This window comes from Streptomyces sp. NBC_01446, assembly GCF_026340095.1.
Taxonomy (GTDB): Bacteria; Actinomycetota; Actinomycetes; order Streptomycetales; family Streptomycetaceae; genus Streptomyces; species Streptomyces aureus.
This window is the reverse complement of sequence record NZ_JAPEPO010000001.1, coordinates 762,481-776,123: the sequence shown is the minus strand read 5'-3', so window position 1 is coordinate 776,123 and position 13,643 is coordinate 762,481. Positions and strand designations below refer to the sequence as shown.

12 protein-coding genes and 9 pseudogenes are annotated in these 13,643 nt (G+C 67.4%); 6 read left to right on the top strand and 15 right to left on the bottom strand.

What is annotated here, in order from left to right; genetic code table 11:
- Window positions 1-194: 194 nt before the first annotated feature.
- From OG456_RS03625 to OG456_RS03605, 5 genes and pseudogenes are all read right to left on the bottom strand, one after another.
- A pseudogene (locus tag OG456_RS03625) lies at window positions 195-635 on the bottom strand (iron-containing redox enzyme family protein); the annotation flags it as partial.
- A 168-nt stretch (window positions 636-803) separates the two neighbouring features.
- Entirely contained in the window at window positions 804-1,460 is a 657-nt protein-coding gene (locus tag OG456_RS03620) for an adenylate kinase (protein WP_266557126.1), read from the bottom strand.
- Window positions 1,460-1,747, bottom strand: a pseudogene (locus tag OG456_RS03615) (preprotein translocase subunit SecY); the annotation flags it as partial. The gene OG456_RS03620 and the pseudogene OG456_RS03615, both read right to left, overlap by 1 nt.
- A gap of 63 nt (window positions 1,748-1,810) precedes the next feature.
- Entirely contained in the window at window positions 1,811-2,530 is a 720-nt protein-coding gene (locus OG456_RS03610; protein ID WP_266557124.1) for a DUF1345 domain-containing protein, read from the bottom strand.
- Window positions 2,531-2,639: 109 nt separating this feature from the next.
- Entirely contained in the window at window positions 2,640-2,840 is a 201-nt protein-coding gene (locus OG456_RS03605; protein WP_266557122.1) for a hypothetical protein, read from the bottom strand.
- A 22-nt stretch (window positions 2,841-2,862) separates the two neighbouring features.
- Between OG456_RS03605 and OG456_RS03600 the strand changes: the two genes are divergently transcribed.
- The gene (locus OG456_RS03600) at window positions 2,863-3,156 is read left to right on the top strand and encodes a hypothetical protein (protein ID WP_266557120.1); all 294 of its coding nucleotides are present in this window, start codon (window positions 2,863-2,865) and stop codon (window positions 3,154-3,156) included.
- A 69-nt stretch (window positions 3,157-3,225) separates the two neighbouring features.
- Window positions 3,226-3,390: pseudogene (locus tag OG456_RS03595) on the top strand (GNAT family N-acetyltransferase); the annotation flags it as partial.
- A gap of 44 nt (window positions 3,391-3,434) precedes the next feature.
- Here OG456_RS03595 and OG456_RS03590 read toward each other — a convergent pair.
- Entirely contained in the window at window positions 3,435-3,587 is a 153-nt protein-coding gene (locus OG456_RS03590; protein WP_266557118.1) for a hypothetical protein, read from the bottom strand.
- Between the two features lie 316 nt (window positions 3,588-3,903).
- Here OG456_RS03590 and OG456_RS03585 point away from each other — a divergent pair.
- Window positions 3,904-4,191 (top strand): annotated as a pseudogene (locus tag OG456_RS03585) (GNAT family N-acetyltransferase); the annotation flags it as partial.
- Between the two features lie 175 nt (window positions 4,192-4,366).
- On the opposite strand, the pseudogene OG456_RS03580 reads toward OG456_RS03585, so the two are convergent.
- The 5 genes and pseudogenes from OG456_RS03580 to OG456_RS03560 form a co-directional block, all read right to left on the bottom strand.
- Window positions 4,367-4,540, bottom strand: a pseudogene (locus OG456_RS03580) (zinc ribbon domain-containing protein); the annotation flags it as partial.
- Window positions 4,541-4,577: 37 nt separating this feature from the next.
- Complete coding sequence (locus tag OG456_RS03575; protein WP_266557116.1) at window positions 4,578-5,759, bottom strand: ISAs1 family transposase; 1,182 nt, start codon at window positions 5,757-5,759, stop codon at window positions 4,578-4,580.
- A gap of 129 nt (window positions 5,760-5,888) precedes the next feature.
- Window positions 5,889-6,983 (bottom strand): transposase, encoded by a 1,095-nt coding sequence (locus tag OG456_RS03570; RefSeq protein ID WP_266557114.1) that lies wholly within the window; start codon window positions 6,981-6,983, stop codon window positions 5,889-5,891.
- Complete coding sequence (gene tnpA, locus OG456_RS03565) at window positions 6,980-7,417, bottom strand: IS200/IS605 family transposase (RefSeq protein WP_266556568.1); 438 nt, start codon at window positions 7,415-7,417, stop codon at window positions 6,980-6,982. Before tnpA ends, OG456_RS03570 begins: the two co-directional genes overlap by 4 nt.
- 270 nt (window positions 7,418-7,687) lie before the next feature.
- Window positions 7,688-8,061: pseudogene (locus OG456_RS03560) on the bottom strand (IS5/IS1182 family transposase); the annotation flags it as partial.
- Window positions 8,062-8,484: 423 nt separating this feature from the next.
- On the opposite strand from OG456_RS03560, the pseudogene OG456_RS03555 reads away from it, so the two are divergent.
- Window positions 8,485-8,640 (top strand): annotated as a pseudogene (locus tag OG456_RS03555) (indole-3-glycerol-phosphate synthase TrpC); the annotation flags it as partial.
- Between the two features lie 43 nt (window positions 8,641-8,683).
- Here the strand turns inward: OG456_RS03555 and OG456_RS03550 are convergent.
- On the bottom strand, window positions 8,684-9,727 hold the full coding sequence (locus OG456_RS03550; protein WP_266557112.1) for an NAD(P)-dependent alcohol dehydrogenase: 1,044 nt from the start codon (window positions 9,725-9,727) through the stop codon (window positions 8,684-8,686).
- Window positions 9,728-9,824: 97 nt separating this feature from the next.
- Between OG456_RS03550 and OG456_RS03545 the strand changes: the two genes are divergently transcribed.
- Entirely contained in the window at window positions 9,825-10,412 is a 588-nt protein-coding gene (locus tag OG456_RS03545) for a TetR/AcrR family transcriptional regulator (protein WP_266557110.1), read from the top strand.
- On the opposite strand, the pseudogene OG456_RS03540 reads toward OG456_RS03545, so the two are convergent.
- Both OG456_RS03540 and OG456_RS03535 read right to left on the bottom strand, forming a co-directional pair.
- Window positions 10,302-10,928, bottom strand: a pseudogene (locus OG456_RS03540) (SDR family NAD(P)-dependent oxidoreductase); the annotation flags it as partial. The gene OG456_RS03545 and the pseudogene OG456_RS03540 overlap by 111 nt on opposite strands.
- Window positions 10,929-10,940: 12 nt before the next feature.
- Window positions 10,941-11,303, bottom strand: a pseudogene (locus OG456_RS03535) (transposase); the annotation flags it as partial.
- 998 nt (window positions 11,304-12,301) lie between these two features.
- Here OG456_RS03535 and OG456_RS03530 point away from each other — a divergent pair.
- Window positions 12,302-12,628 (top strand): MerR family transcriptional regulator, encoded by a 327-nt coding sequence (locus tag OG456_RS03530; RefSeq protein WP_266557108.1) that lies wholly within the window; start codon window positions 12,302-12,304, stop codon window positions 12,626-12,628.
- A 430-nt stretch (window positions 12,629-13,058) separates the two neighbouring features.
- Here the strand turns inward: OG456_RS03530 and OG456_RS03525 are convergent, their stop codons facing one another.
- A complete protein-coding gene (locus tag OG456_RS03525) occupies window positions 13,059-13,481 on the bottom strand; it encodes a helix-turn-helix domain-containing protein (RefSeq protein ID WP_323136290.1) in 423 nt (140 codons plus the stop codon).
- Window positions 13,482-13,643 lie beyond the last annotated feature (162 nt).

Below are 13,643 nucleotides of genomic sequence, written 5' to 3'. Positions count from 1 at the left end.
CTGCGATGAAGACGGCAAGCCCGACTCCCGGAAGTTGGTACGACGGGATCCGTGGCTCCGGCATGCCACTGTGGGCCGCTCACCGGATTCAGGCGAACGTGACGCCTACGCCGGCCCGCCAGGCGGAACCCCGGCGCGGCGTACCGTCCGGGTCCCCGTCGGCCCCGACGCTAAACGAACACGCACCGGTCGATCAGCGCGAACAGGGACATGACGTTGACGGTGGCCAGCGCTTGAGGGGGAGCGGCGTCGGCGTAGTGGCCGTGGCCGGTATCCAGGTCGAGATCGGTCATCAGGTCGGCGAAGAGCTGGGCCTGGATGTTCTCGGGCCGCCCGGCGCCGAACTCGTCGAACTCGATGGCCACCATGCCGGCCTTGGCGCGACCGCGCAGGCGGGGGATGACCCACACGTGCGGATCGGCTTCTTTATGGTGGTAGAGGGACCGCAGCGCGGCGTACTCCCGGAGCTGTTCCGCCGTGCCGTCACTCTGCAGGAAGTGGGTCACGCTCGATTCGTCGTGGCCGGCAGGCTCCAGGAGGAGAGGTGCGAGTGCGGCGTCCGCATCGGCCTGCGACGGTACGTCGGCCCGCAGTGCACTGTGAAAGCGCTCTCCGAGCAGACCGCGCAGGGCCAGAGCAACACGATCCCCATGCCCGCGGCGAGTACCAGCCGGAGCATCCTGCCGGGTCGTCGGCGGCCGCTGTCGGCTCGGGTCCGCAGGGCAGAGAACATCCTCTGGTAGCTGGCGGGCATCGGACCTCATCGCCGATCTTGCAATCGGCCAGCCGAGCAGGGGTAATCGCTACGCGTCGTCGCGCTTGAGGGCCTCCAGCACCCGCTGCGTGATCTCGTCCACCGGGCCCTGAGAGGAGATGGTCACGACCAGACCCTGCGCCTGGTAGTAGTCGATGATCGGCTCGGTCTGCGTGTGGTAGACCTCCAGCCGCTTGCGGACGGTCTCCTCGGAGTCGTCGTCCCGCTGGTACAACTCACCGCCGCAGATGTCGCAGACGCCCTCCGTCTTCGGCGGGCTGTACGACACGTGGAAGACGTGGCTGGAGTCCTTGCGGCAGATCCGCCGCCCGGCGATCCGCTTGATGACCTCTTCCTCGGGGACCTCCAGGTCCAGCACCGCGTCGAGCTTGTTTCCCTCGGTCTGCAGCAGGTCGTCCAGCGCCTGCGCCTGGGAGACGTTGCGCGGGAAACCGTCCAGCAGGAAGCCGCCCTTGGCGTCCGGCTGCTCCAGGCGGTCCTTGGCCATCGCGATGGTGACCTCGTCCGGCACGAGGTTGCCGGCGTCCATGTAGGACTTCGCGAGTTGCCCGAGCTCCGTCTGCTGGCTGATGTTGGCGCGGAACAGGTCACCCATGGAGATGTGCGGGATGCGCAGCTTCTCAGCCAGGCGCGTGGCCTGCGTTCCCTTACCGGCACCCGGCGGCCCGACGAGGACGATTCGCATCAGCGGAGGAACCCTTCGTAATTGCGCTGCTGGAGCTGGCTCTCGATCTGCTTCACCGTTTCGAGACCAACACCAACGGTGATCAGGATGCTGGTCCCGCCGGACGGGGAATTCTGGTTCGAGTTGAACCCGACCAACGCCATTGTCGGTGAGAGAGCGATCAGACCCAGGTACAACGAACCCGGCCAGCTGATCCGGTCGAGCACGTCCGAAAGGTACTCAGCGGTCGGTCGGCCAGCCCGGATGCCCGGGATGAAGCCGCCATACTCCTTCATGCTGATGGCGAGACCCAGGGCGGTATCCACGTCCCGTGCGCGGCGACCTCTGGTCCATGCTGACTAATGGGCCCTTTACATGCTCAGCCAACCGTTGGGCACTCGAGGCGTCCCGGGTCGGCCGCTGTCCAGGGCGGCGACCAGGCTGGCCACCGTCACGGTGTTGAAGACGAACGCGATGGCCGAGTTGGCCGCCACAGTTCGTCGCATCTCCTGCGAGGTCACCGTCACGTCCGTTGCGCCGAATGTCGTCATGACTGAGAGTGCGAAGTACACGTAGTCGGACCAGGCGGCGGTCACCCCGCCGGGAAAGTCCAGCGCCTGCTCGTTCTCCACGAGATTGTCGGCGTAGAAGGCGACCGCGAAGGCTGCGAGCACGCAGATCCAGGCGTTGACGACCAGAGCCAGGGACACCGCGACCCGGGCGACCGTGGGCAGTGCTGAGCCGAGGTGTCCGGGGCGCCAAACGACGGCAACCACGAGCGCGGCTGCCGCGATGAAAAGGGACACCCCGGGTCCAGGGGCGGTGCCGAGGACGTACCGCTGGATCACGGTGCCGCGCGCCTCGCGTTGCGCCCATCCGCGAACCCCTGCGGACGAGGCGGTCGAGAACGCGGTCAACGTGACGGCGAGATAGGTGAACAGATAGGCGAACAGCACCAGCACGCCCACGTCGGCCCGCGAGAAGAGGGCTGACGTGTCGTCGCGTACGCGGACGAGAACCGTCGCCGTGCAGGCCGCGATGAACGTGCTCACCGCGGCCCGCCGGCGTTCGGAGAGCCAGGAATGCGCCACGGAGCTCCTCTGAATGCGCTCACCGCTGTCCCGTTGAGGCGGGAATCTCACAATCCGTCATTGGGTATGACGAAAGGTACAACATCGGAGCGTGTGGCCTGCCGACCTCTCAACCGCGCAACGCGGAGGCGAAAGTCGCCGGCAGCGCAGTCCAGCGGGGTGCTGCGGCGAAGTCGGTCAGGAGGCGACCCGTGGTGGCCGCGGTGCGGTTGGTGACGAACCACGGGGGCTTGGGGGACGTGGTCACCTCCCCGCGCAGGAGTGACCGGGGAGCGGGGCGGAACGGGCCGCGTACGACGGTGCGTTCCACCCCCGTCCAGCAGGAGGGCCTTGTGCACAACGCCGATGCCGCTCAGTACGTCGTCGAGGGTGTGGCCGGGGAACGCTTCCCAGGTGGCGGTCGCGGTGAGATAGCCGACGCCGGTCCAGGCGTTCAACGCGACTGTGCCATAGCGCAGTTCGGCGATGATGTCGTCGAGCGCCGGTCCGAGCGCGGCGATGGTACGCGGGTGCGCGATGAGGTTGACACCGAGCGTGCCGGCGAGCTCCTCGTTCGCGGTACGGATCGCCGCGTCGAGGAACTGCCCGGTGTCGCCGGGCAGTTTGAGGACAGCGAGGACTGGTGAGAAGTATCCGGTGGTCAGGGCCGGGCCAGGGTCCCGGGAGCACCAAGAGCACCAAAGAAGGATGAGCAGATGAAGATCGTGATGGACGACCTCTCCGGCCCGCAGATCGCCGAGTTTCTTGACGAGCATGTCCAGCAGATGCGGTCCATCACTCCGCTGGAGAGCAAGCATGCCCTTAATCTCGACGCGCTCCGCGAACCCGGGGTCACGTTCTGGTCGGTCATGGAGGGCAACGCCGTGTCGGAACCTGTCAACGCGATCAAGGCAGGTAGTGCGGTCTATCCCTGTGCCGGGATCGTTTGATCGTCGTGTCGGAGGTCGGCGGGCTTGTTGATCCAGGCGGCCTCGGGGAGTTTCGGGGGTTCGGGGGCGGCGCGGACGAATCGTTCGGGGTGCTGGCGGTAGACGCTCGCGAGGACGTCGGCGCGCATCTCGCGGAGCTGGTCGGCGAGGCGCCGCCTTCGCGCCGCTGTCTCGCTGCTGGCGCCAGTTCGTGATCAGCGACGAGTACAGGCCCTCGCGCCGCAGCAGGGCACCCTTGCCCTGCTTGTCGAGCGTCTCGTACTCGGCCAGGATCCTCGCCTTGTACTCCGCCGAGTACCGCCGCTGCCCGGTCGATCGGGGTGTCACCTGCGGATCCGGGGCCCCGTGGTCGTTGGTGCTGGTCACTACGGGCACTCCTCCTTCTCCGCCCTCGACTCAATGAATCATCCAGTATGCCTGGCTTGAGTCACATTGACAGAGAGGGTGTTGGGCTGTGGTGCGATCAAGAGACTGGACGCGGGGCACGCGGAGCTGAAGTCGATGTGTACCATGCCAGCGCGCAAACGGAGTGGGATCGCGTCCCTACTGCTGGAGCACATTGTCACCGAGGCCAAGCACATGGGATTCACGCGTTTGAGCCTGGAAACCGGGTCAGCCGAGTTCTTCCTTCCGGCCAGGAAGCTGTACGAGAAGTTCGGATTCGTCCCCTGCGAGGCGTTCGCCGACTACCGCCCCGACCCCAGCAGCACGTTCATGACGAGGACGCTCTAAGTCAAGCCCTTGTTTCTGAGCCGTCATGATATGTCAGCGCGTGGCGCTGGACGTTTGCCCAGTTCAGAGTTCGAACGGGGGGTTGGTCGACGGTTGACGGGTCGATCTCGCTGTTGCGGGTTGTGCCAGTGACTCCTCCCCCCGGGTAAATCCGGGGGGCTTCTCCTGTCGGTGGCTATGCCACGTCGGGAAGGACCAGCCCGGCCCTGAGTGCGACGTTCCAGGCGCCCACGCGGTCGGCGTGGTCGATGTGCTGGCATGAGGTGCACTGGAACTTTTCGCCGTCGCGGTTCTGCGCGTCCACGTGCCCGCATTCGGGGCAGGTGCGCGAGGTGTTGCGGGGGTCCACCCAGGGCCATTGCATGATCGCGATCTGTCCGGGTTGGTCATGTGAGGCCGAGGGCTGACAGCGGGCGGTGGTAGTCGCGGCTGGTGTGGCGGAGGGCGGCGGCGATGTTGGTCTCGCCGTTCTGGCGGAAGAGGCTGACGGCGAGGTTGCGCAGGCCGGCCATGGTGCGGGGCAGGTGGCCGGTGCGGACCTTGGAGTCGTCCTCGCGGAAGGTGCGGTCACGGACGTGGTGCAGGAGGTTCTCGATGCCCCAGTGGCCTCTGATCCAGGCGGCGAGCTGGGCCGGGGTGGCGTCGTAGATGTCCAGGCTGGTGATCACGTAGACCCGCTCGATGGTGAGCTTGCCGGTACTCAATTCCCTTCGCCATCGGACGACTTGGATGGCCTGGCGGGCGCCGGGATAGTCGAGGTGGCGGAAGGCTGCGACCTTGAGCCGGCGGATCTCCACGCGGTGGTGGGCCTTGTCGCGGGTGCGGTGCTCCAGCGGGATGTCGGCCCACGGCAGCTTCCTGACCTGCGCATACAGAGCGGGATGGTTCTTCTTGACGACGGCCAGGTAGTGGGCGCCGCGCATGCGGAGGTAGGCGCCGTGGGCGTGCTGGGTGTGCAGGGCGTCTGTGGTCAGCACGGTGTTCTCCAGATCGATGGTGTCCAACAGGGGCTGGAAGGAGGGGATCTCGTTGCTCTTGGAGGTGATCTGCCGCTGGGCCAGGACCACGCCGTGGTGGTCCATCGCGGCAAGCAGCTGGATCGCGGTGGCCGTGGTGGTGCGGGAGCCGCGCACGGTCTTGCCGTCGACCGCGATCGCCCGCAACGACGGCTTCGGCGGCGGCTCGGACAGCTGTGACGATGGCGTTCGGGCCTTCAGGTATGCGCCGATGGCCGCGTCGAGGGCATCGCCGTCGACGCGTTGGAGCAGGCGGCGGACCGTGGCCGCGTGCGGCACCGGCCGGATGCCGGTGAGCGGGTCGGCCGGGAAGCCGAGGAGCCTCAGGGCGGACTGCGGGGCGTCTGTTATCCATTCGCCGATCGCGACGAGGGAGCGGGCGCCGGCCAGGACTGCGGCGGCGGCCGCACAAAGCAGCGGGAGCATGGGATAGCGCCGTCCTCGCAGGCCGCGTGGATCGGGCACCCAGATCAGGAAGCGACGCAGGTCGGCGGCGTCCTGCTGGGTGACGCGGAGGTTCGGGAGGGCCAGTTGGTCCAGCCTGGCGGGCATGGGAGATGATGTTCGGGCAGGCACAGTCTCGCTCGGTTCTCATGGGTCTCGACAACCACATGATCATCAGCGCCGTGCCTGTACTGCTTCCCGGGAACATCCCACCTGGTACCGGAACATGACGTCACGTCACACGCGAGACCGGCGAACCGGACCGATCGCGAACACGCAATGCCCCTGGGGGTCCACCGGGATCAATACACGAGCGGCGCTTTCAGCCTTCTGCGCGAGGATGCCCAGGAACACCCCCCAACCCGCGTCAAGAATGCTGCGGTTGAGTCCGGCCTTCGAGGCGGCGCCGTTCGCCAGGAACGCTCCGGGCATCTCGGGGTCGGGCTTCGGCTTGGGAGTGCGAACCATGTTCGCGATACTCAGCCGCTCGTGCGCGATCTGGTCGTAGTCGCCAACCAGGCAGAACGCGGCTTTGTGCGCGTGGTCCAGACGCTGACGGCGGACCTTGCGGTGCAGCTTGGCAACCTTCTCCACGGCCCGGCAGTGCTTGGCGGTGCGGGTCTCCCGCGTGCGCCGAGGGAACGCCTTGAGGGCACGCTGAGCCTCGGCGAGGGCGTCGGCGTTGCGCTTGCCGTGCCGGGGGTTTTCGACGTGCGCGCCCTGGGAGGTGGTGAAGAAGTGCGTGACACCCATGTCGATGCCGCACGCCGCGCCCGTGGCCGGCAGCGGCTCGGCGGCCACCTCGTCGCAGGCGAGGACGACATACCACTGCCGACCCTCGCGCTTGATGCTGACGGTCTTGACGCGACCCTTCACGGGCCGGTGCTGGTGCACGCGGACGTGCCCGACGCCTTGCAGGCGCACGCGGGTGACGGGGTCGTGCCCGGTGGAGTCCCACCGGCAGCCGTCGCCATCCTTGGGGAACTCCACCGTGTCGAACCACATCGCACCCCGAAACCGGGGATAGCCCGGCTTCTGTCCGGCCTTCACGCGCCGGAAGAACGCTTGGAACGCCTTGTCCAGACGGCGAAGCGTGGCCTGCTGGGAGGAGAACGACCAGCGGCCCTGACGCTCCGGGTCGAACGCGCGGACCTCCTTGAGCTGCGCGGACTGCTGCCCGTACTTGATGCTGGTCTTCGAGGCGTGCCGGTAGGCGTCACGGCGTTCCTGTAAGGCGCCGTTGTAGAGCGAGCAGTGATCACGCAGCATGTCGCCGAGCGCCTGGCGCTGGCGGACGGTGGGGCGAAGGAGGAACTTGTAGGCGCGTATCACGCCTGTCCCTCCGTCTGCTTCTTCGTCCAGGGCCGTTCCCACTGGGTGTTGATGTACTTCTCCACCGTGTGCGCGCTGACCGCGCCGACCGAGGCGACGAAGAACGACGACGACCACAGCGTGGGCATCTGCGACTTCAGGTGCACGAACTCCGAACGGAGCACGCGGGAGGTGAAGCCCTTGAACTGGTTCGCGACGTAGGACGCGGAAGCCTTCGGCTCGTGCTTGACGAACAGGTGCACGTGATCAGGCATCACCTCAAGGGCGATGATCTCCCAGCCCTTCTCTGCTGCCTTCGCCTCGATCAGCTCACGCAGCCGGACCGCGACACGGCCACCAAGAACCCGGCGACGGTGCTTCGGGCACCACACCACGTGCAGCCCCAAGTCGTACACGCCACCGGAGTACCGGCGAACCTTCCGCGTTACCGTCACCACGATCACTATACACACGGCACACATCTAGTCGTCTCAGGTCAACAGTGCAGACCCGTGCACCGAGTTGAGGTCAGAGCAGCCCTGAGAAGCGATTCCCCCCATGCCTAAAGGCACGGGTCCCCTCGCTAGATAGCTGATGGAGCCGTCGTGGTGGGCCGACTTGAGAGCCCGGTGACCTCCTGGTGGGGCTGCTGACCGTCAGTGCCAAGTTGGTCAGTCGCGTTGAGCCTCACGGGAGGCTGGCTGTTCGCTCCTGCGGGAGCTTCGGCGAGTGATCCGCCTGGTCATAAGGGTGATTGAGGCCCAGGTGATCAGCGACTCGGAGTGCTGGATGAGCCGTTCGTAGTCGCGGGCGTGCATGACCCATGCGGGAGCGTTCGACAGCCCAGCGCCGGGGCAGGACGACGAACCGGGGGTGTTTTTCGGGCGGCTGACGGTCTTGATCGTCAGCTTCAGGTAGGTCTTGGCCCAGGTCACGAGCTGTCCCGCATAGGCGGAGTCGGCCCAGACGATGGTGATCTCGGGGTGCATCAGTCGTAGCTGCGGGAGTCCTTGCCGACAGTGTCGGCGGCCTTGACCGACTGGGAGTCGATGACGGTGGCCACTGCCCCGGGCCCCGGCTCATCGCGGCGGATGCGCTGTGGCGGTACCGCCCGCGGAGGCCAGTTGGATCCGGCTCCGGCGAGGTTGACGACACGTCACCTATCGGCATGAGAGCTCACGGCCGGCACCCGGACCCGCGGGAATCTCCTTCGGTGACCACGGTCCGCGCCGCCCCTTGAAAGGACCTTCGGTGACTTCCGCCGCCTCCCCTTCATCCACCCGGCCGCGCACCCCGGCCGGCGCATCGCCGGGCATGAAAACGGCACGGCCGCTGCCGCCGGGAAGGCCAAGCTGCCGCCGTGGTGTGGCTGCTCGGCGCCGTCGCTTTCATCATGGGCACCAGCGAGCTCATCGTCGCGGGCCTGCTGCCGGAGATCGCCGGATCCCTCCAGGTGAGCGTGGGTAGCGCCGGCCTACTGATCACCCCGGCCTCAAGGCCGGGGCATCCTCGGAGGAATCCGGTGAAGGTCGCGGCCTCCGCGGTACGCGGCCCGCAGGACCTCATCGCCTACGCAGACCACGGCGCGGACGCGGTCCTCGTGGGCGAGGCGCTGGTCACCGGCCCCGACCCCCAGACCGCCGTCGCGGACCTGGTGGCCGCGGGCATTCGCCCCTGACGCGCCACCGCCGGCACTGACACCCACTCCCCATTCGGGCTGGTCAGTCGAGGTCGGACATGTCGAGTACGAAGCGGTAGCGCACGTCGCCCAGTTCCAGGCGTGCAAGGGCCGTATTCACCTGGGAGGACGGCAGCAGTTCGATGTCGGCGGTGATGTGGTGTTCGGCGCAGAAGCGCAGCATGGCGGCGGTGGACGGGCGGCCGCCGCTGCCGGCTGAGCTGAGCTTCTTGCGGCCGATGAGCAGGTCGGTGGTGTTCACGGTGACCGGGCCGAGGTGGCCGAGGTGGCTGAGGGTTCCGTCCATGGCGACCGTGTGTAGGTACGGGGTCAGGTCGTGGGGAGAGGAGATGGTGTCGATGACCACGTCGAACTGGTCCCGGACAGCTTCCATTTGGCCGGCGTCGGTGGATACGACGAATCCGTGCGCGCCGAGGCTGTGCGCTTCCTCGGCCTTGTCCGGTGTGCGGCTGATGACAAAGGTCGTGGCGCCGAGCGCGGCGGCCAGTTTGACGGCGAGGTGTCCCAGGCCGCCCAGTCCGGCCACGGCGACCGTGCTGCCCGGGCCCACGCCGAGGGCTTGCAGGGGTTCCCACACGGTGATGCCGGCGCAGAGCAAAGGGGCGGCTGCGGCCGGGTCGAGGCCCGCGGGCAGGTGGTAGGCAAACTTCTCGCGGACGAGGTATTCACGGGAGTAGCCGCCCAGGGTCCCCGTTCCGTCCTGCCGGTCGCTTCCGCCGTAGGTCAGGGTCGGAAATTCGCGGCAGAAGTTCTCCTGACCGGCCCGGCACATGGGGCAGGTCCCACACGAGTCGACGATGTTGCCGACGGCCACGGCGTCGCCCGGGGCGAAGTTGGTGACCGCGCTGCCGACCTCGCTGACCGTGCCCGTGAACTCGTGCCCCGGCACCAGGGCCCCGTCCGTGTCGTCCTTGTGCGCGTGCAGAGCGTGCAGGTCGGTGTGGCAGACGCCGCAGTAGTCCACGCGCACCGCGACGTCGTCCGGGCGCAGGTCCCGGCGCTGGAGGGTGGCGCGGCGCAGCGTGTGGGTCGTGGGGTCGGCCTGCCAGCCGGTTGTGGTGCGCATGCGGCTCTCTCCTCAGACAGACTGTTCGGTCTATTTGAGTGTAGGCAGACCGGACTGGGTAAGCAAACAAACTGGTCTGTCTGCTAGCGTGGGGATTATGTCCGAACAGCCGTCCAGCGCGCGCGGTGCCGCGACGTACAAGCGGATCATCGATGCCGCCACGCAGGAGTTCGCCCAATACGGCATCGCCGGGGCTCGCATCGAGCGGATCATCTCCGCCGCCCGGACCAACAAGGCGCAGCTCTACAGCTACTTCGGCAATAAGGAACAGCTCTTCGACGCGATCTTCTTCGCCTCGCTGGAGCGCATCACCAACGTCGTCCCCATCGACGTCGAGGACCTGGCCGACTGGGCCGTGCGCCTCTACGACGAGTATCTCGCCCGCCCCGATCTCATCCGTCTCGCCACCTGGGCCCGCCTGGAGCGGCGCCCGGCCGGGCATCTCGTCGCGGAGCACGAGCGCTACGAGGACCACAAACTCCGCGCCATCGCCGAGGCCCAGGCCGCCGGGCGCATCAGGCAGGGTGATCCCTTCGACGTGATGGCCATGGTCATCGCCATGTCCATGGCCTGGTCACCGGTGAGCAATGTGTACGCAGCCACCGCAGCGGAGCCTCCGGACCTGCACGAACAGCGGCGTGCCCTGCTGCGGGACTGCGTTCGACGCATCGTCGCTCCAGGCTGAGCAGCGTCTGCCGCCGGCACGGCGATCCGGCGTGATCGCCGTGCCGGCAAAAGGATGCGCGGCTCTTCCTGTCAGGCGCTGATGCCGGCGCCTGCGCCGCCGTCGACCGGCACGATCGCTGAGCAGCCACGCAGCCAGTTCGCGAGGTTCGGCCGTGCGGCCGAGTGGAGTTGCCGCGTTGATGCGCTCGATGATGCCCGGGGGCACCGCCTCCCACGCGTCGATCATCTCCGTGGCGGTGCCGCCGGGGGTGAGGCCGTTCACCCGGATACCGTCACGGCCCCAGGTCACGGCCGCGGTTTCGGTGATGCTGTTCAACGCGCGCTTCATGGCGCCCTATGCGGGGAGGGCGGGGTTCGCGCGGCGGCTGCCGATGCTCGAGGCGTTGACGATCGCCCCGTCACCGTTCCGGCGCATGAGCGCGGCGTAGGCGGTCATTGCGGTCCAGTGCGAGCGGAAGTTCACGGCGAACTGCTCGTCGATGTCCTCGTCGCTCGTGGTGTCGAGCGGGCCGGGCCGCTGGGTCGCCCGGTTCTGCCAGTCGGACATGCCTTCCATCACCGCGTCGGTGATGGTGGAGATGGTGGTCTTGGAAATCTCGGCGCCGTAGACCTCGGCGAGGTGAGCCGAGATCGCGCCGTGCGTGCGGCCCTGCGCGGACAGCGACAGGACCATCTCGTCGGAGCCGCTCAGTCGCCGCTGCCGCTTCTTGACGATCTGCGGCTCGAACGAGCCCTCGCGGTCCCGGGGGACCTCGATCTCGACCGGTCCGACGTCGGTGAGGACCGTCTTGGACCGCTTGCCGTTGCGGGAATTGCCGCCGTTCTTCCCGGCCGCATCGTGCTTGTCATAGCCGACGTGGCCGGTCATCTCGTCGTCGAGCGCGGACTCATCACAGCCTGACCGCTCAATCAGGCGTCATTTTTGTGTCAGTCCCCGTCCTGCCCTGTCCGCCCGGCCCGTGCGTCCCGCCGAGCCGGCGACGTTGGGGGCATGAGCGGGGTGCGGCTGGCCATGAGTAAAGCCGCACGATGCGTCCTGCGGCGCTCTCGCTCGCAGCACCGACAGGCGTGAGCGGTGCCGGCGGTGGGGTTGCCGCCCGGTTCCGGGGCCGCTGCCCGCTCCTGGTCCGTTCGAAGCCGACTACCTCACCGTCGAATACAAGGAAATCTGTGTCGTCCAGAGTAGACATTGGGTGGTGGCGTGGTTATGGTTTCTCTCGTAGCCGAGATCAAGGAAGGCCGGGCAGAGACGAACTGCCGGGCAGCAGTACAGCAGTTTGCAGGACGGTGCGGTGGTGGAGTGTCGAAGCCAGCGTTGTTGCAGGACGGCGACGGGACTGACGACCGGACCGGGTGGCCCGCAGTGATCAGGGGCCGCCGTGAGCAGTACCGCAGTGGCAGTTCAGTAGGTGTAGTTCGCAGTTCCAGCAGTGTGTTTGTCAGTGGTTCCCCGGTAAAGGCGTCGGCTGCGGGCGCGCGTGCCGGGAGGTTCGGCAGTGGGGTTCCAAGCCAGAGCAGATGCAGGACGGGCGACGGGGCTGGCTGCCGAAGGGTGGCGGTGTTGAAGGCCACCAGCAGTTCGCAGGACCCAGCAGTATGCAGTTCCCCTTCGGTAAGTGATTGGTTCAGAGGGAAAGAACGGAGGATCCAGGCGCCATCAGGATCGCCCGGGCGGAAGTCTTGGGCCCGGGTACCGCAGGACATCGATAGTGAGGTGGTCTCCGGTCAAGCAACCGCGATCCCCGCAACCCCGGCAGCAGTTCGGCCGGGTCTGCGGAAACAGCAGGCCGACGCGGTAATAGGGTCGGCAGATGGTGTAGCAGTTCCTTCGGGGCCCTGGTGCCACACGGCACCAGGGCCCCTCCACGCGTTCCACAGAGAGGTGCAATGACAGCAGACGACTCGTTCGGACGTCTCGATGACGACGACTACCCCGCCTACACCATGGGCCGGGCCGCCGAGATGATCGGCTCCACTCAGGGCTTCCTCCGCGCTATCGGTGAAGCCCGCCTCATCACCCCGCTGCGCTCCGAGGGCGGCCACCGCCGCTACTCCCGCTACCAACTGCGCATCGCCGCCCGCGCGCGCGAACTCGTCGATCAGGGCACGCCCATCGAGGCCGCCTGCCGCATCGTCATCCTCGAAGACCAGCTCGAAGAAGCCCAGCGCCTCAACGCCGAATACCGCCGCGCCGCCGAATCGACGAGTCCATAGGCCCGTGCCGCTCGAAAAGCCATCGTCGCCGGTGGCTGCGGGGACGCAGCTGCTGGCACCATGCCCGGGTGATCGTGTCCCTGCTGTACACGGTGACCCGGAAGTTGCTGTGGGGTGCCATAACTCTCGTACCTGCTTCGACCTGGGACTTCGAGGCCCGGGCCCGATCATGGCAGGCTCCGTGGCGATCCGCCTGGTCTACCTCGCTTTTGTCCGCGTCCTCGGCCTGCTCCTCCTGCTCTCCCGTTCCCAACGAGCCAAGGACGTCGAGCTGCTGGCGCTGCGCCATGAAGTCGCCGTGCTGCGCCGTCGGCTTGGCATCCGGCCACGGCTGTCCTGGCCGGACCGGGCCGTACTCGCCCGACACCTGCTCGCCAGGGCTGTGAGGAACTGCCTCCAGGTCGGTCCGGCACGACGTGGGGCGGGGTTGTTACCGGCCTGGTTGAGGGATGTTCCACACGGTGGAGGCCGCCATCTTGTGGCCGAGGCGGGTGAGTTCGCTGTGGATGCGCCGATGGCCCCATCCCGGGTTCTCAGCCGCCACGCGCAGAACCAGAGCTTTGACTGCGGGGCCTGTGGGCGGGCGTCCGGGTCGGCGCCGCTGGCTGTAGTCCCACTTCTTCGCGACGAGTTTGCGGTGCCAGGCCAGCAGCGTGGCCGGGGTCATCGGGAAGACCTGAGCCTCGTGGCGGCGCGGTATCAGGTGCGAGAGTGCAGCGAACCACGGGCGGTCGGCTGGTTTGTAGCGCAGGCGTGGGACATGGCGGCGCAGGACCGCGTTTTCGTGGCGCAGCACCAGTAACTCCGCGTCCTTCGTGACGTCACGCCGCAGCAGCAACGCGGGCAGCGACAAGCAGGCGGCGGGTGACGGCGTACACCGTGGACAGGATCACGGAGTTTCAGATGCCCCCTGGACCAGCAGTGACCAGCTTCGATGCTGGACGTCTCAACACAGTGCCCGGTGTGTTCGTCTCATCGCCGTGTCCATACTCGTGCAGTTCGGCGACAGTTGTGA